At 61.5% G+C, this 20,379-nt stretch carries 19 protein-coding genes; 11 read left to right on the top strand and 8 right to left on the bottom strand.

Annotated features, from left to right (window positions below; all coding sequences use genetic code 11):
• Positions 1–267: 267 nt before the first annotated feature.
• The 3 genes from CFB47_RS32010 to CFB47_RS32000 all read right to left on the bottom strand — a co-directional run bounded on the left by CFB47_RS32010 (position 268) and on the right by CFB47_RS32000 (position 2,779).
• A complete protein-coding gene (locus CFB47_RS32010; RefSeq protein WP_089457286.1) occupies positions 268–672 on the bottom strand; it encodes a DUF2384 domain-containing protein in 405 nt (134 codons plus the stop codon).
• Between the two features lie 598 nt (positions 673–1,270).
• Complete coding sequence (locus CFB47_RS32005; RefSeq protein ID WP_373453168.1) at positions 1,271–1,714, bottom strand: nuclear transport factor 2 family protein; 444 nt, start codon at positions 1,712–1,714, stop codon at positions 1,271–1,273.
• Between the two features lie 180 nt (positions 1,715–1,894).
• Entirely contained in the window at positions 1,895–2,779 is an 885-nt protein-coding gene (locus CFB47_RS32000; protein WP_089463455.1) for an NAD(P)H-binding protein, read from the bottom strand.
• 87 nt (positions 2,780–2,866) lie between these two features.
• On the opposite strand from CFB47_RS32000, the gene CFB47_RS31995 reads away from it, so the two are divergent.
• Positions 2,867–3,472 (top strand): TetR/AcrR family transcriptional regulator, encoded by a 606-nt coding sequence (locus tag CFB47_RS31995; protein WP_089463454.1) that lies wholly within the window; start codon positions 2,867–2,869, stop codon positions 3,470–3,472.
• Positions 3,473–3,526: 54 nt separating this feature from the next.
• Here the strand turns inward: CFB47_RS31995 and CFB47_RS31990 are convergent, their stop codons facing one another.
• On the bottom strand, positions 3,527–3,907 hold the full coding sequence (locus tag CFB47_RS31990) for a helix-turn-helix domain-containing protein (RefSeq protein WP_089448761.1): 381 nt from the start codon (positions 3,905–3,907) through the stop codon (positions 3,527–3,529).
• Positions 3,908–4,007: 100 nt separating this feature from the next.
• Here CFB47_RS31990 and CFB47_RS31985 point away from each other — a divergent pair, with 100 nt between their 5' ends.
• The 7 genes from CFB47_RS31985 to CFB47_RS31955 all read left to right on the top strand — a co-directional run bounded on the left by CFB47_RS31985 (position 4,008) and on the right by CFB47_RS31955 (position 10,767).
• Entirely contained in the window at positions 4,008–5,123 is a 1,116-nt protein-coding gene (locus CFB47_RS31985) for an NADH:flavin oxidoreductase (protein ID WP_089463453.1), read from the top strand.
• A 105-nt stretch (positions 5,124–5,228) separates the two neighbouring features.
• The gene (locus CFB47_RS31980) at positions 5,229–5,615 is read left to right on the top strand and encodes a nuclear transport factor 2 family protein (RefSeq protein WP_089463452.1); all 387 of its coding nucleotides are present in this window, start codon (positions 5,229–5,231) and stop codon (positions 5,613–5,615) included.
• A 14-nt stretch (positions 5,616–5,629) separates the two neighbouring features.
• Positions 5,630–6,487 (top strand): alpha/beta fold hydrolase, encoded by an 858-nt coding sequence (locus CFB47_RS31975; protein ID WP_179259012.1) that lies wholly within the window; start codon positions 5,630–5,632, stop codon positions 6,485–6,487.
• 451 nt (positions 6,488–6,938) lie between these two features.
• Positions 6,939–8,051, top strand: coding sequence for an alkene reductase (locus CFB47_RS31970; RefSeq protein ID WP_089463450.1), 1,113 nt, complete (start codon positions 6,939–6,941; stop codon positions 8,049–8,051).
• Positions 8,052–8,135: 84 nt separating this feature from the next.
• On the top strand, positions 8,136–8,786 hold the full coding sequence (locus tag CFB47_RS31965) for an NAD(P)-dependent oxidoreductase (protein ID WP_089463449.1): 651 nt from the start codon (positions 8,136–8,138) through the stop codon (positions 8,784–8,786).
• Positions 8,787–9,079: 293 nt separating this feature from the next.
• Positions 9,080–10,054, top strand: coding sequence for a LysR family transcriptional regulator (locus CFB47_RS31960; RefSeq protein WP_089463448.1), 975 nt, complete (start codon positions 9,080–9,082; stop codon positions 10,052–10,054).
• Positions 10,055–10,452: 398 nt separating this feature from the next.
• The gene (locus CFB47_RS31955; RefSeq protein WP_089463447.1) at positions 10,453–10,767 is read left to right on the top strand and encodes a hypothetical protein; all 315 of its coding nucleotides are present in this window, start codon (positions 10,453–10,455) and stop codon (positions 10,765–10,767) included.
• Here the strand turns inward: CFB47_RS31955 and CFB47_RS31950 are convergent.
• Positions 10,764–11,204 carry a hypothetical protein gene (locus tag CFB47_RS31950; protein ID WP_179259011.1) on the bottom strand — a complete coding sequence of 147 codons (441 nt, stop codon included), beginning with the start codon at positions 11,202–11,204 and terminating at the stop codon, positions 10,764–10,766. The genes CFB47_RS31955 and CFB47_RS31950 overlap by 4 nt on opposite strands.
• A gap of 963 nt (positions 11,205–12,167) precedes the next feature.
• On the opposite strand from CFB47_RS31950, the gene CFB47_RS31945 reads away from it, so the two are divergent.
• Positions 12,168–13,424 (top strand): MFS transporter, encoded by a 1,257-nt coding sequence (locus tag CFB47_RS31945; RefSeq protein WP_089463445.1) that lies wholly within the window; start codon positions 12,168–12,170, stop codon positions 13,422–13,424.
• A gap of 6 nt (positions 13,425–13,430) precedes the next feature.
• Here CFB47_RS31945 and CFB47_RS31940 read toward each other — a convergent pair whose 3' ends face one another.
• The 3 genes from CFB47_RS31940 to CFB47_RS31930 are packed head-to-tail and all read right to left on the bottom strand — an operon-like array spanning position 13,431 to position 15,900.
• Positions 13,431–14,165 carry a polysaccharide deacetylase family protein gene (locus tag CFB47_RS31940; RefSeq protein WP_089463444.1) on the bottom strand — a complete coding sequence of 245 codons (735 nt, stop codon included), beginning with the start codon at positions 14,163–14,165 and terminating at the stop codon, positions 13,431–13,433.
• 23 nt (positions 14,166–14,188) lie between these two features.
• Positions 14,189–14,755: a hypothetical protein gene (locus CFB47_RS31935; protein ID WP_256946788.1), complete on the bottom strand. Its 567-nt coding sequence runs from the start codon at positions 14,753–14,755 to the stop codon at positions 14,189–14,191.
• Entirely contained in the window at positions 14,755–15,900 is a 1,146-nt protein-coding gene (locus CFB47_RS31930; RefSeq protein ID WP_089457295.1) for a glycosyltransferase, read from the bottom strand. The genes CFB47_RS31935 and CFB47_RS31930 overlap by 1 nt, the downstream gene beginning before the upstream one ends.
• 605 nt (positions 15,901–16,505) lie before the next feature.
• Here CFB47_RS31930 and CFB47_RS31925 point away from each other — a divergent pair.
• Both CFB47_RS31925 and CFB47_RS31920 read left to right on the top strand, forming a co-directional pair.
• Positions 16,506–17,810: a dicarboxylate/amino acid:cation symporter gene (locus CFB47_RS31925; RefSeq protein WP_089463443.1), complete on the top strand. Its 1,305-nt coding sequence runs from the start codon at positions 16,506–16,508 to the stop codon at positions 17,808–17,810.
• A 543-nt stretch (positions 17,811–18,353) separates the two neighbouring features.
• Entirely contained in the window at positions 18,354–20,288 is a 1,935-nt protein-coding gene (locus tag CFB47_RS31920) for an SMP-30/gluconolactonase/LRE family protein (RefSeq protein ID WP_089463442.1), read from the top strand.
• Positions 20,289–20,379 lie beyond the last annotated feature (91 nt).

The raw sequence follows: 20,379 nt of genomic DNA, 5'->3' as shown, positions 1-20,379 counted from the left end.
TACACCCGATATCGAGGTCCACGAACTACCGTTCGTGGGTGCGTACGGGGCTGAAATGCCCAATTTTCGAGTGGGCATACGGTTAAGTGGGTGCTAAAAAGAAAATGCCCGCTCATCGAGCGGGCATTTGGGGAGGTGGGGCAGGAACATACCGTGGAATCACGTCCAAGCCGGTAAGCCCCGCACCCTGTTTTCTTTCGCCGAACGCAAGTTAACTACGATGTGAGAGTAGCCGCAATTTTGCGGACCCGCAACGTGTGTCTCCGGCTATCCAGCCGCACCGGCCTCGAGCGATGTGACGTAACGCAGCAGGTCTTCAGTGCGTCCCTCCGATATCAGCTCTTCGGCAGTCTTGTAGCCAAAGGTCGGCAGCGGTTCATTGCGATACCAAAACAGCGTGCTCCGTATATCTCCGGAGATATCGGTTGCAGCTCGGATGACCCGCAGCGCGTCTCGAAGATACTTTTGCACGCTTTCGGCGCCGGGAAGACGACTGATGGTATTGCGATGGACATGGGCCAGCCGTGCGAGTGTCTGCATATCGATATGCAGGGCGGCCGCGAAGCGTCGCGCCGAGACGATCGGCGCAGCGCTCTCCGAGTCCTTCAAAGACGCCAGGAAGTGATCGAAATCGAGGGGTGGCGTTGAGTCTCGGGCCAGACCGGGGTTCATGGAAGCTTTCTCGGCGCACACTATATGCACATTTATAGCACAAGAAGTGCCGACATCGCTGGCCGCTGAAACGCTCATCCATTGTGCTGCCGGTCGCCGAGTTCCGCCGAGGCGCCTAGGTAGGGGCGTGACATTCCGAAGGACATCTTTCCTGAGACAAGAAGCATGCGGTGTTCTCAAAAAAGATGTCCAAGTCCTTGATCTGTCTAGGGGGCCAAAGACACTTTTTCTGAGAGCCCACAGTGCTGTTCTACCAATTTTTTGTCCTATGGCCTTTTCGTCAGACGTAGCTCCTCAATTGCAATCATAGAGAGAGCGTCGCGGTGCGTACCCCAACCTTCCACGTGGCCGATAACCACTGGCCGTGCGCTACCCGGTGTATCTACCGCGCGGCTGTTGTTGGCTGAACCGCTGTCGGCAGCTTGTGCGAGACTTCGAGCACTTGCCTGTCACGCTTGCCGCGCAATACGTTGTGGTCCTCTCCGTACCGATCACTTATCCAGATGCCAGGCGGTCGGATGTCGTCGTGGAAGCGCGCCATGCCGGGAATCCATCGATGTAACTCCCGGCATGAACAGATCTGAATGTTTATTCTGGATCAGAACATAGTGTTCGAGTGAGGAATATTTTCAGGAATGGGCTGCAGAACGTCCCAGTGTTCTACGATCTTGCCTTGATCCAAACGGAAAATGTCCATTACGGCCTCTCCTCGCGTACCTGGCTCTCTAATTAAATGGACGTGCAAGATCACATAATCACCGTCGGCGAATACGCGCACGATGCGGCTATGTGACTGTGGGTACCTTTGCTTAAAAGCAGCCATGAATTGACGGAATCCTTCCTTACCATCCGCGATATGGGCATTGTGCTGCGTGTAGGTTGGACCCATCAAAGCGATCGCCGCTTCTGCGTCCTTGTCGTTCAGCGCCTCGTTATAGAAGGTGACGACGGTCGCCTTGTTTTTTTCGATTTGCGTGGGTTCGTCCGCATGAACGATTGCCGCAGCGAAGGTGATGCTTACGCCAAGAATGAGAGCCTTCATGAGAGACATTATTTAACTCCGAGTGATGTTCGGCGGTGGCTGCACCGGACGCTATATCTATACTTGCAGGCACGATAGTGCCGTAGCAGAAGTCAGCCTCTAGCGTCGAGTGAACCCCCGACCCTTTCGCCGTGCCCCTGTCGCCAATTGAAATTCAGACAGAGCACTTGTGAGGCAAATCTACTTCTTGAAAATGGAGATGTTTTCGGCAAGCCATTGGGTCAGGGGCAAAGGAGCTTCCCCCGTCACCTCCTGGACAGTCGTGGTTGTTTCACTCATTGCGGAGTCACGGAACACCTGATCTAGACCGACAAGCAAATCGGCGACGTATGCGGGCAACCCTTCCGCCAGTAGAACCTCTCGCTGCTGCTCGAGGGTCCGCTCTGCGTAAATAACATTACGACCTAGCAACTGTGAAAGTTCGTCGGCAATTTCATGCATCGTCATGGCACGCGGACCCGTGAGGTGATAAACCCGCTGGGAATCGGGTTCGACGTGCTCAAGCAAAGCAATGCGTGCCACTCTCGCAACGTCGCGCGTATCGATGAAATTGACCCGTCCATTACCGGCAGCGCCAGCCCACGAATCTGAAGCGATGGCAGCGGCGGACCGTTTGAGAACGTCCATAAATGTGGATGGTCGCAGTGTTGTCGAGGCCACGGCTTGTCTGGCCAGATGCTCCTCGATTTGCATATGCCATGCCATCGGGTTCAGGCGGGTCGGAGGCCCAAAGGACGAGAGCTTGACGATGTGACGAACCCCCGAAGCGACAGCGGCATCAATCAGCGCGACTTCGTTTGCCACCTGCTGCAATGATGTGCCATGTGAGACGAACAGGCGCTCCGTACCTCGAAGCGCATCGACGAGCGTACGCGGGTCACTGAAGTCCACTCCGGCTGCGTTCACTCCCGGTGGCAAATCAAGTGCATCGGGTGTGCGGGTCAAAGCGACGACGTCGACCGACTCTGAGGCAAGAAGGCTGATCAGCGACGAACCGACGCGGCCGGTGGCGCCGGCGATTGCGATACGTGGTCGTTGAGACATGACGGGTGAACCGACGGTCATGACGAGTCCCTTGATGTATCATGGAATGAACGGTACAAGAATGTTGGAACTATCGTTCCAACTTGTCAAGCTGTTCCTGAGGATTCCATGAGCGGAAAGCCGCAATTCGACGAAGCGGCCGTAATCGATGCGGCCATGAAGGTCTTTTGGCGCCACGGCTATGCAGCGGCATCAATTAATGACCTTACCGAGGCGACGGGCCTATCCCGCTCCAGTCTCTACCAAAGATTTGGTGACAAGGACGGTCTCTTCCGGGAGGCGCTCGCAGCGTACACAAAGCGAGTGCTCAGTCGGATGAACGGTGTAGAAGCGGATACGGCGCGGGGGCGTCTCGAAGGGATCCTGCGGGCCTACTTGCCTGCGCTCCCCGATCGGAAACGTCCAGCGGGTTGCCTGATATCGCGAAGCTGCGCGGAAATGGTGGATCTCACAGCGGACGGAAAGGCAGCTGCGCGAGCAAGTGCGGAGCTCCAGTACGAGATGCTTGCAGGCGTCCTGCGCGATGGGATCACGAATGGCGAGTTGCCGAACGACACGCGCGTTGACGCACTTGCGTGGCTTTACCTCGGGGTCTTGCATTCAATTGTGAATTTGCCGCAGGCCGGCGCAAGTGCCGACGCGCTCGATCGCATGATTGATATCGCCATGTCGGCGTGGCCACCTTCCCCGCACGCTCAGCCAGCGGCAACATAGGCCGCAGGAAATCGGTCAATACCCTGCGGAGCAAAGGTTTGGGCGCGTTTGCCGTCAATCTTGCGGCTGCGACGCCATGCGTGCATCGAACGCTTCGCGTGCGGTATCGAATTCGCCGAGATGTTCGAGCATCCAGTCATGGAGCGCCTTGAGGGGCCGTTGCAGCGCACGCCCCAAAGGCGTGATCTCATATTCGACCGCCACCGGCGAAACGGGTATCACCGTCCGGGAAACAAGTCCGTTTCGCTCGAGCCGGCGCAGACATTGCGTCAGTGCTTTCTGGCTAACGCCCTCCAGATGCCGCTTGATCGCGTTGAAACGCAACGGCCCGCTATCCAGCACCGTGAGGACCATCATCGACCACTTGTCGGATATCTGGTCGAACAGAAGGCGTGTCGGACAAGCGGCCGGAAAACGTTCAGGCTCAGCGGACATGGTTACCTCGAATATCCCTAGTGGAAGAAAAGTGCGTTATTGACACTAAGTTTACGAAGTATACCATCGAGCCTGGTTTCATCACCGGACGGCTCAACTCATGCACGCATCTCCCGAAATCCTGTTTCGGCCCTTCTCGGTCGGTTCGCTTACGCTACCGAACCGGATCGTCATGGCTCCCATGACCCGCTCCTTCGCCCCGCACGGTGTGCCTGGGCCAGCGAATGCCGCTTACTACCGGCGCCGTGCCGAAGGCGGCGTTGGCTTGATCATTTCCGAAGGCACCGTAGTCGACCGGCCCGCGTCCCGCAACGACCCCGATGTTCCTTCGTTCCACGGCGAAGCGGCGTTAGCCGGTTGGCAAGGTGTGATCGACTCGGTGCATGACGCTGGCGGCAAGATGGGCCCCCAGTTGTGGCACACGGGCGCGGTGAAGGGTTTTCAGACCGAATGGACGCCGAACGTGCCGGTGGAAAGTCCCTCTGGCTTCGATGCGCCCGAGGTCCAGCGCGGCGTGGCAATGAGCGATGCCGACATTGCCGACACCATCACCGCTTTCGCCAAGGCAGCCAGCGACGCCAAACGGCTCGGTTTCGACACCGTCGAACTGCACGGGGCGCATGGCTATCTGATCGATCAGTTTTTCTGGGCGGGCACCAACCTTCGGACGGACGCATACGGCGGACCAGACATTGGCGAGCGGGCGCGGTTTGCGGCGGAAATTATTGCGGCTGTCCGAGCGGCAGTGGGCCCTGGTTTTCCCATCGTTATTCGATTGAGCCAGTGGAAACAGCAGGACTATTCAGCGCGTCTGGCACGCACACCAGAGGAAATGGCGCAGTGGCTGGAACCCCTCGTGGCCGCCGGCGCGGATGTACTGCATTGCTCGCAACGGCGCTTCTGGGAGCCGGAGTTTCCCGAAGTCGATGGGGACGAGGGGCTTAACTTCGCCGGCTGGGCAAAGAAGTTGACCGGGGCCGCCACGATCAGCGTCGGGTCGGTTGGGCTTTCCGGCGAATTTATGAGCTCATTTGGTGGAGAAAAATCTACCAGCGTGGGGCTGGATGCGCTCATCAAGCGGATGGATCGGGGCGAGTTCGATCTGGTCGCGGTCGGGCGTGCGTTGATTTCTGATCCGCACTGGGTTGAAAAGATTCGCTCGGGAGAAGGCGAATTGCGAGGGTACGAGATCACGGCGTTGGGGGAGCTCGTTTAGCGAGCTTGTGATCTTGCTTGTGTCGGAGTGCTCCGGCCAGCGCAAACGGCTGGGGTCAACCTAAGGCTCGCGTGGGCCATCAACATCAACCTAAGGAAGGTTCGTATGTCGGATACGTCGCAGATTGCTCTCATCCGGAAGTTGTACAGCGCCATGGGAGACGTGAATACTTTCAAATCGCTCCTGGCGGATGACGCCGAGTGGGACATCACTGAAGGATTCCCCAACGGGGGCGTCTATCGCGGACTTGATGAGACGGTCAATGGTTTCTTCCCATTCATGGCCGATTTCGACGAGTTCTACGCGAAAGGGGACGAGTTCTTCGAGTCGGGCGATCACGTGATCGTTCTCGGACACTATTTCGCCCTTTCGAAGAGGGGTCGAAGGGTGCAATCCCGATTCGCCCATTTCTGGTCGATTCGAGATGGAAAAGTCGTGCGCCTGCAGCAGACCGCCGACACCCTTCTCATCGCACAAGCTCTGGGAAAATGACTGGAGCGCCGCGAATGGAACGAGTAAAACTGAACGGCGCGGACGTCGAATACGATGTCCGCGGGTCTGGGGCACCAGTGGTATTTATCCACGGAGCGATTCTGTCGGATGGGTTCGTGCCAGTGATCGAGCAGGCTGGAATCGCGGAGAATTTCCAGACCGTCCATTACCGGCGCCGTGGCTACGCCGGCAGCTCACGGGCTGTGGCGGGCATGACGATGCAGGAGTGGGCTGGTGACTGCATCGACTTATTGGATCACCTGGGCATTGCGTCGGCGCACGTGGCAGGGCATTCCTTTGGCGCAGGCATCGCATTGCAGATGGCGATCGATGCCCCGAGCAGAGTGCGGACGCTGGCATTGCTGGAGCCGCCGCTCGGGTCATTGGTACCGTCCGGGGCGCAGTTCGCGGAATGGACGACGACTGTCCGCGAGATCTACGACTCAGGAGACAAAGCTGCGGCCGCGGACATGGTCTTGGCAGGCGCGTATGGACAGGACTACCGGCGAATCACCGACATCGCACTGCCTGCGGGTGCGTTCGATCGCGCGATATCCGATATCGACACGTACTTTCAGGTCGAACTCGGGGCCATGCTGCGCTGGGATATCACAACCGAAGGCCTGAAAGATATTCGACACCCGGTGCTGTCGATGCGCGGCAGCGATACATTGCCGGTGTTCTTTGAGGGCGCCGATCTAATGCAGCAGTGGATTCCAGAAATCGACACGGTGTCGATCCCGCGCGCGAGCCACGACTTGCCGGGCAGGAATCCCGCCGCCGTCGCCACTGGTCTCGTCGAGTTCTTCACGACCTGCGAACCAGCACCGGTTGAGCGCGCCGGCGCCCGCCGGATGCGCCGGGCCGGGTAGGATCCGGCCGCGATTCGGATCTTGGCCTGCGCCGCTCGGAACACCGGTCAGCATAGCGGCGCAGGCCAAGCACCCACACGTTCCCGGACCGGAGCTCGTCGCGCAGTCCAGCAGTAAGGCAAGCTCCCAGAAGTGGCGATTTGCGATGGAATCGCCTGCCGCACCGGCGCGCCAGCAAGTCGTCCGGTCTAGCGTCGGAAACCGTGATGGCCTTCTTCGCTTTCAGCTTCTGGGAGGTTTTCACCGCTTCTAAAAAGGGGCAAGACGCACCCCGTATGAGTGCTTTCTTCTAATTCGCCACACGGCAATTATTTTAGTAATACTAATCACATAGATGATACGACTGCGGCTGACTCACCCAATCGCACCGTGATGGCGCCGCTTACTCGCCTATCAAAGATAGAGATGTTTTCGTTACACGTTGCCGCAGCCACATGCAAAGGACCTTCTAATGTCCCTGTTATCACTCTTCACGCCGCTTAAAGTCGGACGCTACAAGCTGGCCCACCGTGTCGTGATGCCTCCGCTCACACGCATGCGCGCCGGCGCCGGGAATGTTCCGAATCAGCTCGCCCCCGAGTACTACGGCCAACGTGCTTCCGAAGGCGGCCTCATCATTGCCGAAGCCACACAAGTCACGCCCAATGGACAGGGTTACCCTGCAACCCCCGGTATTCATTCCACGGAACAGGTGGCTGGCTGGCGGAAAGTGACCGATGCAGTGCATGCCAAGGGAGGCATCATCTTTCTGCAGCTGTTGCATACCGGACGGGCGTCACATTCGAGCTTCCAACCGAACGGCGAACTTCCTGTTGCACCATCGGCGATCGCGATAACGGGTCTAACCGCGCTGACCCCGGAATGGAAGTCGGTGCCTTACGAGATACCGCGTGCACTGGAGCTGGACGAAATTCCGGGGATCATCGAAGCCTGGCGCGAAGGCGCGCGCGACGCCATGGCAGCCGGTTTCGATGGTGTGGAAATTCACAGCGCGAACGGCCTCCTATTGCAGCAGTTTCTGGACGACAGCTCTAACAAGCGCGCCGACATTTACGGAGGTTCGGTCGAGAACCGGGCTCGGCTGCTCGTCGAGATCACGCAAGCGTTGATCGAGATCTGGGGCGCCGATCGCGTTGGCGTTCGCTTGTCACCATTCGGTACCTTCAACGACGTGGGCGATTCCGATCCAATTGGGCTTTACGGGCACGTACTCACGCGCCTGAGCAAACTCGGTATCGCTTACGTCAGTTTGATCGAGGCGCGTAGTGCGAGCGCCGGACTGGAGATCAATACCCCCCAGTCAGTCAGCCAGCTTCGTCCCTTCTGGCCGAAGACCCTGATCCTCGCCGGCGGATTCACCGCGGAGTCGGCGGACGAGGCCATCCGCTCGGGGCAAGCCGACGCGGTGGCATTCGGCAGGCAGTTCATCTCGAATCCGGACCTGCCTGCGCGCCTCAGGCGTGGCGCGCCGCTCAACCGCTATGACCGTGCAACTTTCTATGGCGGCGGTGCAGCAGGTTATGTCGATTACCCCGTGCTGGATACGGCGGGGCATACGGAGTGACGTCGAGGTTCACGGCACCACGGGCGTCGTGAATCTCCCGGCCATTCAACCAACAGAAGTGCGAATCCTTAAGGGACATTGAATATGAAAGTCGTCGTTCTTGCCGCCACCGGCCAGGTTGGCCGCACGGTCCTCAGCGAACTGATCAGCCGCGGTCATCAAGTCACCGCAGTCGCGCGCACTCCGGAGAAGCTTCCCAACAGCATCCATACCGTACGCGACGATCTGAGCAGCGCCGATCGAATTGCGGAGATCATCGCTGGGGCCGATGCAGTCGTCAGCGCCTTCGGACCTCCGAAGGAAGACGCACGTTTCTTCAGCGACGTGAGTTACACGGATCAACTGGCGCACGTGATCGAGCGGGCGATTGCCGCTGTTCGCAAGGCTGGCGTTCCCCGCCTCCTCATGGCAGGCGGATGCGGCTCGCTGTGGTTTTCGCCAGGTGTGACGGTCCTGCAATCCGGTCACTGGCCCGAGAAGGCGGTTCCGATTGCGACCTCCCATTTCAAGGCTTTTGCGGCGTTGAGAGCATCGGATATCAACTGGACTTATTTCAGCCCGCCGATGCAGATAGATCCGGGCGTGCGCACAGGCAAATTCCGTCTTGGCGGCGATGACCTCATCGTGGACGAGCAGGGCAAGAGCTGGGTCTCCTTCGAGGACTATGCAGTTGCGCTGGTCGACGAGTTGGAGCAGCCTGCGCACGAGCGAGCGCGCTTCACGATCGGCTACTAAGAAGTCCTCGTACGCATGGGCGGTTGCGCTGCGCATCCTGATGCCCGCGTTCCCGCCACGAGTTATCGGGATACGAAGGTGTCGCTTGCACGACACCATCGAGCAATTGCACGCTGCACCGGCTTCGGAATAACCTCGCTTCCAGGACGGCATCTCTCGGGCGTTTTTGCCGGGCACGCGCACCGGGTTCGGGACACGGTCGACTCAATCCCGATTTTTGACGACATGCGTTCCATTCGCGAGGTGATCGTGGTGGACATCCGACATGGTTCCTCCATCTTGGCGAGCCGGTAATGGACACGTTTCAATGCATGCGCATCTTTGCGAAGGTCGCGAACGATGGAGGTTTTTCCGCGGCGGCCAAGCGGCTCAACGTGAGTACGCCTGCCGTCTCGCGTGCCGTCAGCCAACTCGAAGCACATCTGGGCAGCCGGCTCTTGAATCGGTCGACGAGGCACGTTGTGCTGACGGAGGCGGGCGAGCGTTACCTGCGCCGATGCCAGGTGATTCTCGCGAGCCTCGATGACGCGGAATCCGAGGCGCGATCGGCGACGGCGCACCCCACCGGACGGCTGCGTGTTCACGCGCTATCGAGCTTCGGCCATCAACTGGTGGTGCCTGCCATACTGAAGTATCAGCAGCGGTTTTCTGAACTGAGGGTCGAGGTCACGATGACCGGCGCCATTCCCGACATGCTGGACGGCGGGTATGACGCGTCGATCGTTCTCGCGCCGGAATTGCCTAGCTCCGCGGTGGTTAGTCTGCGGCTCGGGAGAATACGCGGGGTCGTTTGCGCGTCCCCGCGATATCTGGCGAACCACGGCGTCCCGACAGTGCCTGAAGACTTACGCGAACATCAGTGCCTGCAATTGACCACGTCCGTGTTCCCGTTTGATAAGTGGGTATTCAAAGGTGCCGACGGCACGTTCCCGGTGGATATCGGTTCGTCTCGCCTGACGGTCAACGCGATGGAAGCGCTGGAACTTGCGGTAGCAGGGGGCCTTGGCATCGCGATCCTGCCCGCTGGCGTTGCGCTGCCCGGTTTGCGCTCGGGGGCGCTGGTATCGCTTCTTCGAGGATATGAGGCGCAGCGCGTGAACGTCTATGCGTTGTATCCGTCCCGACGCTTTCTCGACGCAAAGATCCGGACGTTCATCGACCTCCTCCGCGAAGAGGTGCCGTCGATGCTGGAGGCGGACGCGCGTGCACTCGCAGCGCTTGACGGATGCGAGCTCACGAGCTCTCCCGGGGCCGGGTGCCGATCGTGATGCCACCTCGATTCTTCACGAGTGGTCAGATACGACTACCCCTTCTCATGGTCGACATGGGCTCCCTGCCGAGAAATCACGTATCGAGCGGATAACCTTCCAAAAGACGACTTTTCTGAGAGTTTCCGTGCCCAAAGACAACTTTTCTGAGACGGGCAGCATGCGGTTGTCTCAAAAAAGATGTCCAAGTCCTTGATCTGTCTAGGGAGCCAAAGACACTTTTTCTGAGAGCCCACAGCTTGTTGGTTCTGAGAAAAGATGTCCGTGGTCTCAATTAGTTGTCGTTGAATAAAAGGCGGCATATCGGCGGGTCACGTCGTAACGAGTTCACGTGGCTCGTGACTACAAGCCCTCGCGCCTATGCAGCCACATCAAAGGTCCTTGGTCACGTTCCTCGCGTGCTTATCACCCCAGGGCTGCATCCTGAACTGGTCGAGCAGCGTGCGGGCGAGCTCCCTCAGTTGCTCAAGCAGATCGAGAAAGCGATGGCCATCGGTGAGGTGGGAATGGATGGCTCCTATCGCTTCAAATCGAGCTTGTCGTCTCATGGAGAAGATGTCTGCGGTCTGAATAGGCTGTCGTTGACGAATGGAGAGGGATGTCCGGCTTCTACCCTGGATTCCAGCTCGGACCTTGCGCTGTCGCGGCATCGTGTGGTGTTCGGCAGCGCGCTGGCCGCGATGGAGGTATCGGATTTCGGACACCGCACCTAGATGATTCGGCTCCATGAACCGCTTTCCGCTTTCTCCGGCTCGACGAATGCCCAGATCGAGCCGCAGCGGGTGCAGCGACAGTACATTGCAGAGCCCGCCGAATCGGGGCCTTCGGATGCAAAGTGAGGTTGAGGAACGTCGGAGAGGACGCCGCTTGCGATAGCCGCGTCGCGACGATGGATGTATTGCCGGTACTCCTGATGCGATACGAACGCCTTGGGCTCGCCGACGCAGAGACAATGGATGCAGGCCGGAAGCAGGCGCGCGATCGCACCGTTGCATTGTGCTTCAGTCCCTCGCGTAAGTTTCAGCCATGCACCGCGCGGGACTTTTGCGTCCACACGCGTGCTTTCGCGTTCAAGCCACACGCGTAATTGATGCAGGTCGATATCTCGCTCGCGGTAGCGGCGCAGCATGGTCTCAATATCGGGGTCCATTGCGGTCGTCCACATGAATGTCGGCGGGCGTCGGCCGGCAGAGACAACGCGATCGGCATCGCCACCACGATGCCGATCGCAAAATTGCCGCGGCTCGGTTTTCCTCAGGATTCGGATAGGACGGGTAGCGATCCGACACCTTCCCGATGATGTAATGGATTCGCGATGAAAAAGACCTGCTTCAGGCAGTCGGCCGTCGAAAATTTGAATCGCTGCTTCAAAACGCCGTGTGCAATTCTAGCGGCATCGACAGGACGTGAGAGGGACCGTCGATCGCGACACGATTGGCGCCGTTGGCGCCGGCCACCGCGCGGACCGACCGGGGTGTGCCGAGCTTCTCAGCCTACTCGCCGTAACTGGCCGTACTGCTGTACCGGACGGACTGCAATGTCTGCCATACCGATTGCTGGAATGGGCTGCCGGGCATGTCGAGTGTCAGGTCGAACCGCTTGCGTGTCCCGGCGAAGTACTCGCCGATCTCGCGCTCGGCCTGGCGTGTGTAGGCGTTTTCTCCCGTCAGGATGCGTGTTTATGCCGGTATGCGACTTGTCGTGTTGTCCATCGGCTTCCGCAACGGCAACCTCAACAACGGGTGCCTCGAACCTGCGACCGGAAAGCCGTGCGACGAGGGCTCGAGGCGCGGCCGTTCCCGGCGATCGCGCACAGCCAGGCAACGGCTGACCGGCTCACGTGAGCGGGCGCATTTTCCGTGATGTCGGCCGACTTCCCGTCTGGCCTGCCACGCAGTCGACGTATTGACGCCCGACAGCAGGTTGACTAGATTCCTCACATGAACGCACTTTTCGTCACGACCACGACTACCACCACGACCGCCAATGGCGGGCCGGGAGGAGGTCGCGCGTCGTAGGTCAGTGTGTCGAACCCACCCCAAGCCCCGCCGGAAACGGACGGGGCTTTTTTCATGCTCCGTCTGGCCGGCATTAAACGTCAGCGGAGAACGTGATGGATGATTGCGATCGCCGGGTGCCCGGCGACAGAGTCGACCCGTTTCGCCAGAAGCACAACAAACCGGCCGCCTGGCTCACCGGAATCGCGGAGGGCGTGCCGACGTCGACGCGGCTGCTGCTGATCTTCCAGTTCCTGGTGAACCTGTCGGTGTTCGGATCGCTGCCGCTGCTTGCCGCATTCCTCGACATGGAGCGCCATCTGGATGCGAGCAGCGTCGCCAGTGTGCTGACGATGAGTCTGCTGGCGAGCCGGCTGCTACCGCTGGTGCTCGGGGCGTCGACGGATCGCTTCAGCAGTCGCGTGCTGACGACACTCGGCCTGCTTTGCCGTGCGGCGGGGTTCGTCGGGTTTGCGTATGCGCGGTCGCTGCCGGGCCTGTTGACGTGGGCATGCGTGTCAGGGCTGGGCGCCGCGCTTTACGAAACGACTGCGTATTCGATCTTCGGCTCGCTCGACGGCGCCGTGCGTCCCAAGGTGTTCGCGTTGAACAATCTGGCGCTCAATCTCGGCGCGTTGATCGGCCCGGCGCTGCTGTTCGTCGTGCCGAACACGAACGGGGCGCTGCCGTTTCTGGTGAGTGGCGCGGTGTTCGCGGCGCTCGCGCTGATTGCGCCGTGGATCGCGGGGCGAAGCACGCACGATGCAGGCGCTGCGCACCCGCTGCGCGGCGTGCTGGTCGCATTCGGCGACCGGCGGTTTCGCCGGCTCTGCTGGGCGCTTGTCCCGTTCTGGATCGTGTACACGCAGATCTACGTATTCATCCCGTTGACCTTTTCGCATGGCGCGCACGGCTACAACGGCGTGCGACCGTTCTACATCACGAATGCGCTGATCGGAATCGCCACTGCGTGGCTCGGCATGGGCTGGTTTCAGCGCACGAACTGGCGATCGATGATGGTGATCGGGCATGTCGCGTTGTGCGGCTGTTTTGCGATGGCGGCGCTGTTGTTCGTCCGCGATCGGGGCGCGGATGCGTCGCTCGTGATCCTGGTCGTGATCGCGATCGTCTTCACGTTCGGCGAAAGCCTGATTCTTCCCGCGTCGAACATCGCACTCGCCGACCTGACGACGCACGGCAATGCCGGCAGCTATTTCGGCGCGTCGGCGATTTCGTGGGCGATCGGCGGGATGCTCGGCAACTTCATCGGCAGCGTCGCCGCAGGCTGGAAGACGCTCGCGCCGGGATGGTTCCTGTTTATGGGAATCGCGCTGGTGGGTCTGCTGACATTCTGCCGGCAGCGGCCGAAATAGCGTGACCTACCCGCGCCGCTGAACCCGCGCCTTCGCACACTTGAACCACAGCCGCATCGCGCCGACCCCGCCCGCGACCGTCATCCGCGGCAACAGGAACCGATCGTCGTTCACATCGGCGCAGCCGCGCCGGGTCGTCGTCGCGTTGCGGTAACCCGCGGCGGCGACCTGATCACGCACGCGCGGGTCCAGGTCGCCGTACGGGTAGCAGAACGATTCGACCGTCTGGCCGCTCAACGCCTCGAGCCGCTGCTTCGATTCGACGATCTGAACCTCCGACACGTGCGCCGGCACGTGCGACAGCGCGACATGATCGAGTGTATGCGAGCCGATTTCATGACCGTGATCGCGCCATGCGAGCATGTCCGCGTGCGTCATCAGCGGCGAGCGTGCGGTATCGGCGGCCGCATCCCAGTCGTTCTCGCCGCCGAACCGGCCGGCGACGAAGTAGCAGGTCGCGGTGAAGCCGAGCGCGTCTAGCACGGGCATCGCGTGCGTCAGCACGTTGAGAAAGCCGTCGTCGAACGTGATGCCGAAGACCTTCCCGCTGCGCTCGCCGCGCAGGTACGGCTGCAGTTCGCGCACGCTCAGGCCGCGGTAGCCGAGCCGCCTGAACAGCGTCATCTGGCGGCGGAACGCATCGGGCGCCACGCTCAGGCTGCGCAGCCGGTCGGTCGGCGGCGGCAGCGTGCGGATCTGGTGATACATCAGGATCGGGTAGCGCGTGGCGGACAGCAGCATGAGCGGCTCGCGGGAACGGGGAATTACGCGGCCTTGCGGAAGATCCGCAGGGTCTTGAAGTCGCCGATTTCGACGAAGTCGGCATGTGCCGCCCATTGCTCGATGATCGGCTCGGCCTTCCGGTACGCCGACGAGCCTTTGTAGAACAGCAGGTGGCCGTCGCGCGCGGTGTGCCGTGCGAACAGGTCGAGCACTTCGGCGTCGGTCTTCGCGCCGTAGCGGCTGTTCGTCTCGTCGCGGAATTCGCATAGATGGAACAGCGTGACGACGTCGAAGGCCGGCAGCAGGTCCGAGTTGCTCGTATAGATGTCGCCGAAATAGGCCAGATAGGTCTTGCTCACCTCCGGTTGCCGCGTGACGAGATCGACATACGACTTGTATTCCTTCGGCGACGCCGTCACGCCGAAGACGGTGTTGTTCAGGTGCGGCCGCGCGCATTCCACGCCGACATGATGATGGCCGCCGGTGCCGAAGTGATAGATGCGGATACCGTTGAGGCGCGCGGTTTCCAGCCATTCGACGAAGTGCACGTCACACGGGCACTCCTGCGTGCGCAGGTCCCAGTACTTCTTCCAGATATTCATTGCCATTAAACGGACCTCATGGATGTCACCCGACGATACGGATTGTGGCGAATCGATTTCTGATAGACGGACAGCGTCGCGTCGATGAATCGTTCGAACGAGAATTCACGCTTGCCCTTCAGCCGCGCACTGCGCCCCATCGCGCGCACGCACCCGGGCTCGCGCACGATCGCGCGCAGGATTTCCCCGATCGCTTCGGGCTCGCGCGGCGGCACGACCCAGCCGTCCACGCCCGGCTCGACGTTCTCGGGCAGGCCGCCCACGCGCGTCACGATCGCGGGGCAGCCGAGCGTCATCGCTTCGCGGCACGCATACGACAGGCTCTCGTGGTACGACAGCACGAACGACACGTCGATGATCGAGAACGGTGTCCGCACGTCGTCGAGCCGGCCGGTGAAAACGGTGCGCGCGGCCATGCGGTGCAGCGCGATCTGTTCGCGTTGCTCGGCGGTCGGCTCCGCGCCGACCAGCAGCACGCGAAACCGCTCGCGCTCGTGTTCGGGCAGGCGGCCCAGCGCCGCGATCAGGTCCATCCAGCCTTTCTCCGGCGCGGTGCCGGCGCTGCTGCCCAGCACGATCGCGTCCGCGGCGGATGGCCCGAACAGCGCGATCTTGCGGCGACGGATTTCGTCGCTGGCCAGTCGTTCGGCGGCCTGCCGGCGCACGCCGTGCTTGACGACGGTGACGTTCCCGTACGGCGACCGGAGCGCGAGCATGCCCGCGACGTAGTCGCTGACCGCGATGGTGTGGTCGGTGGCGAGGCGTGCGCGCAGCACGTTGCCGAAGCTGTCGGCGCGGTAGGTGTTGTGCTTGGTGAGCACGACGGCGGGCCGATACCGGCAGCCGAGCAGCGCGAGCATCACCTGCCGGTGATCGGCGGACCCGTTCACGTGGATGACGTCGAAGCGCTCGGCTGCGATCCGCTGGCGCAGCCGGAGGATTTCCTGGCACAGCCGGTTCCAGCGCGGTTTGAATTCCATGTCGAAGATGGCCACGTCGGGACTGTCCTTCAACAGTCGCGACAGGCGGCTGCCCTCCGGTGACGCGACGGTCACGCGATGGTGCCGGCTCATCGCGGCGGCGAGATCACGGACGTAGGTGTCCTGGCCGCCGCCGTAGTCGCCGTGGAAGTTGGTATACAGAATGTTCATCACGATGCCGCCTTTTCCCGATCATTCATTGGGCAGGACTGCTGAGAAAATAAGCGCGTCCGCCTGTTGAAAGCAATGACTCGAACCTGGTCCCGCGTGGTCGATGCGGGATCGCGCATCGACGCCCGGGCGGGGCGTCACCGCGAATCGTTTCCAAATATTACAGAAGCATTACGTACCGTAGTGTCAAGGTCTGCGCATCTTTGTGAACATGTGTCGCGATCGTTCACGGTGCCGTCACGCGGTGCGATGCCGCCGGGGAGGAGGGGTGTCCGGCGATAGGGTTCCTGTCGCCGGTGTGGGGAGCGTGGCGAGCCCGGTGCGACCGGCGATGCGGCCCGATTACCCTCGCCGGCGGGGGCAGGAAGCGGGCTGGATCGCGACAAAACCCGCTTTTTCGACGGCATCCGGACGCAGATCAACGCGCTCGACTTTCAGATTCGAAAGCCGGGCGGCCATTTGCGTTAGAATGCCCCCCCTTGTCCGCCATGGCGACTGCCAAAGGCGGACTCGTCGCACCCAGAGAGACGTGGGTTTCGATTCGTAGCCGGGCGCGGAAGATGTGCCAGCCGTTAGCAACATACGCTTTGTGATTTGGATTACTAATGAAGAAGAAGCACAACATCACCAAGTACATCGTTGTCGCGATGATCCTTGGAATCGCAGTGGGTTACGCCTGTCATAGCGCGTTTCCCGACCCGAACATGGCGAAGGAGGTCGCCGGCTACGTGTCGTTGCTGTCCGACGTATTCTTGCGCCTGATCAAGATGATCATTGCGCCGCTGGTATTCGCGACGCTGACCGTCGGCATTGCGCAGATGGGCGACGGCAGTGCCGTGGGCCGCGTCGGCATCAAGGCGTTCGGCTGGTTTTTCATCGCGTCGTTCACGTCGTTGCTGCTCGGCCTCTTGACCGCCACGATCCTGCAACCGGGCAGCCATCTGAGCCTGCCGCTGCCGGCGTCCGATGCGTCCCTCGGGCTGAAGACGGGCGCCTTCACGCTGAAGGACTTCGTGGTGCACCTGGTGCCGAAGTCGATCGCGGAAGCGATGGCGAACAATGAAATCCTGCAGATCGTCGTGTTCTCGATCTTCTTCGGCACCGCGCTGTCGGCGCTCGGCGAGTCGGGCAAGCGCCTGACCGGCGTGATCGACGATCTCGCGCAGGTGATGCTGAAGGTGACGGGCGCGGTGATGTGGTTCGCGCCGGTCGCGGTGTTCGCGGCGCTGGCGTCGACGATCACCACCCAGGGGCTCGGCATCCTGCTCACGTTCGCGAAGTTCATGGCGAGCTTCTATCTGGCACTGGCGCTGCTGTGGGGCGTGCTGACGCTCGCCGGCGTGACGTTCCTCGGCAAGCGCGCGTTCACGCTGATCCGGCTGATCCGCGAGCCGTTCCTGCTGTCGTTCGCGACGGCGAGCTCCGAAGCCGCGTATCCGAAGCTGCTGGACGCGCTCGACCGTTTCGGCGTGAACCGCAAGATCTCGAGCTTCGTGCTGCCGATCGGCTATTCGTTCAACCTCGACGGCTCGATGATGTACTGCACGTTCGCGGTGCTATTCATCGCGCAGGTGTACGGCATTCATCTGCCGCTGGGCACGCAGATCACGATGCTGCTGATGCTGATGGTCACGTCGAAGGGGATGGCGGGCGTGCCGCGCGCGTCGCTGGTCGTGATCGCGGCGACGCTCAACCAGTTCAACCTGCCCGAAGCCGGGCTGCTGCTGATCATGGGCGTCGACATGTTCCTCGACATGGGGCGCTCGGCCACCAACGCGGTCGGCAATTCGATCGCGGCGGCCGTGGTCGCGAAGTGGGAAGGGCAGCTCGACGACCCGCGCGACGACAATGATCCGGACAACGGCCGTGCGATGAAGGTGAAGGTGCCGGAGACCTCGGCATCGGCATGATGTGCGGCAGTGCGGCAGTGCCGCGATAGGGGTGCGCTGCCTGCTTTCCGGTAGTGGATAATCGCCGGCCTGGATTCGAAATGGATTCAGGCTGGCGATTTGTTTTTGGGACAATGATTTCGTCCTGAATGCGGTCGTTTTCCCTGATTCCCCGATTGATACGTGGCGCTCGCCGTTTCAATCCGTCGTCGTTGAACACACGGCGATATTCCCGCAGACAGGCACGCGCCTGATTTTCTCGATCCCCGATTCGCCGTGTAAGTGATCATTCACTGTCGCGCTGTCGCGCTCGCCGTCAGCGCGCCTGGGTGCCAACGGCAATGCCGTCAAAGCCGATTCCCTGAAAACCGCAATGACGCGAGCGATTCGCAATTTTTTTCGATTTATATAACGCTATTCTCGCGCTGCGCATTATCGAACGCATGCTGCACGTAATACCGACTGCGCCGGATGATTCACGGGAAGTATTTACGCATTACGGTTTTCGAGCCATCCGGCCAGCCCTTCATATGAGTGTTCGCACCATTCAGGAGAGCATCCGTCATGGTCGCCCGACAACGGTTTCAGGCTGCGCTTCTCGCCGCAGCAATCGCCGCGATGACTCCCGCCGTTCACGCAGGCAACACCACCGACTGGCTGGCGAATACGTACGGCACGCTCGCGGCCCACGTCGGCAACGTCGCGCGCGCGATGTGGGTCGCGCCCGAAGGCGTGATCTATACGGCGTCGATGTGGGACGAGGACGAGGGCGGTGTCGCGATCTACCAGAACGGCAAGAGCATCGGCTCGATCGGCACGCACTCGGAGTTCCAGGGCAGCGCGATCACCGGTAACGCGACGTCGCTGTTCGTCGCGCTGCAGCCCGGCAAGACATACGGCAGCGGCGCGGTGGGACGCTACAACCGCGCGACGAAGTATCGCGACCTTGTCATCCAGGTCAGCGCGGCGACCAACCAGCCGCGCATCGACGTCGTCACCGGGCTCGCGACGGCCGGCTCGCTGCTCTATGCAAGCGATTTCTACGGCAATCGCGTGCGTGTATTCACCACCGACGGCGTGTGGCAGCGGGACATCAACGTGTCGGCACCGGGCGCGCTCGCGGTGGATGGCGCGGGCAACGTGTGGGTCGCGCAGAAGAGCGCGGGCACGATCGTCGGTTTCAGCCCGGCGGGTGCGCTGCTGAACACGATCCGGATGCCGGCCGGGTCGCAGCCGTCGGCGCTGGCTTTCGATGCGGCGGCCGGCCAGTTGCTGGTCGGCGACGAAGGCCCCGACCAGAACATCAAGCGCTATACGGTGTCGGGACGGCCCGCGCTGGCCGGCACGTTCGGCGTGCGCGGCGGCTATCTCGACACGACGACCGGCATCAAGGGGCAGGTCGGCGCGCAGCGCTTCACGCGCATCGTCGGGCTCGGCAAGGACACCGGCGGCAATCTCTACGTGCTCAACAATCCATGGGGCGGCAGCTGGGATCTGGGCCGCAACGGCGCGACCGACATTCACGCGTACAGCAGCACCGGCGGCCTGCGGTGGACGCTGCAGTCGCTGAACTTCGAAGGGATCGCCGCGCCTGACCCGGTCACGGACGGCGCGCTGTTCTACGGCGGCACGCATGTGTACAGCGGCAGCGCGGGCGGCACGTTCGTCGCGAACACGGTCGACCCGTTCGCGTATCCGGCCGATCCGCGCATCAACATGAGCGACACGCAGCGCGACGAGCATTTCGGGCTGCTCACGTCGGTGGGCGCGAACCGGATTCTCGTCGCGGCGGGCCAGAACCCGCCGATCTTCTACTTCTTCCACTTCGACGCGGCGAACGGCTATATCGCGATCCCGGACGGCGCGATCCCGGGCCCCGCGTTCAACACGACGCGGCGCGTGACGAGCGGCTTCAGCATCGACAGCAAGGGCGGCGTGTGGGCCGGCCTCGACAAGACCGGCGCGATTACCCACTACCCGCTGACGGGTTTCGACGCGAGCGGCAAGCCGTCGTGGGGGCCGGGCGTCGCGACCCGCGTGCCCGACAGCATCCAGCCGCTCACGCGCATCGTCTATCTCGCGGACAGCGACACGATGGTGCTCGCGCAGGGCGCCATCGGGAGCAACGACTGGACCTCGATCGGCACGCGCATCGAGGTGTATCACGGCTGGAGCGCGGGCAACACGACGAAGCCCGACCCGGTGATCACGCTGCCGCACAGCGGCGCGAAGTCGATCGACGCGGTGGGCAACCATCTGTTCGTCGGCTACTGGTTCAGCAGCAGCGGGCCGCTGTGGCCGAACGTCGACGCGTTCAACCTCACCACCGGCAAGCTCGATACCACGCTGGTTAACACGAGCCCCGCGACCGTCGATACCAGCAGCGCGATCGATGCGATGTACAGCATCCGCGCATACCGCCGATCGAACGGCGAGTACGTGGTGATGAAGAACAACGTGAAAGGGAACAGCATCACCGTGTACCGGTGGACGCCCTGACTTTGACGATTCACGTTTGCCCGCCTCGGCTTCGGTCGGCGGCCGGGCTCGCGACGCCATGATGTGATTCATCGCGGTTTCGCGCGATTTC

It is taken from the genome of Burkholderia sp. AU27893, from assembly GCF_002223205.1.
GTDB lineage: Bacteria > Pseudomonadota > Gammaproteobacteria > Burkholderiales > Burkholderiaceae > Burkholderia.
The sequence above is the reverse complement of the archived record's forward strand: the minus strand, read 5'-3'. Positions and strand labels throughout refer to the sequence as shown.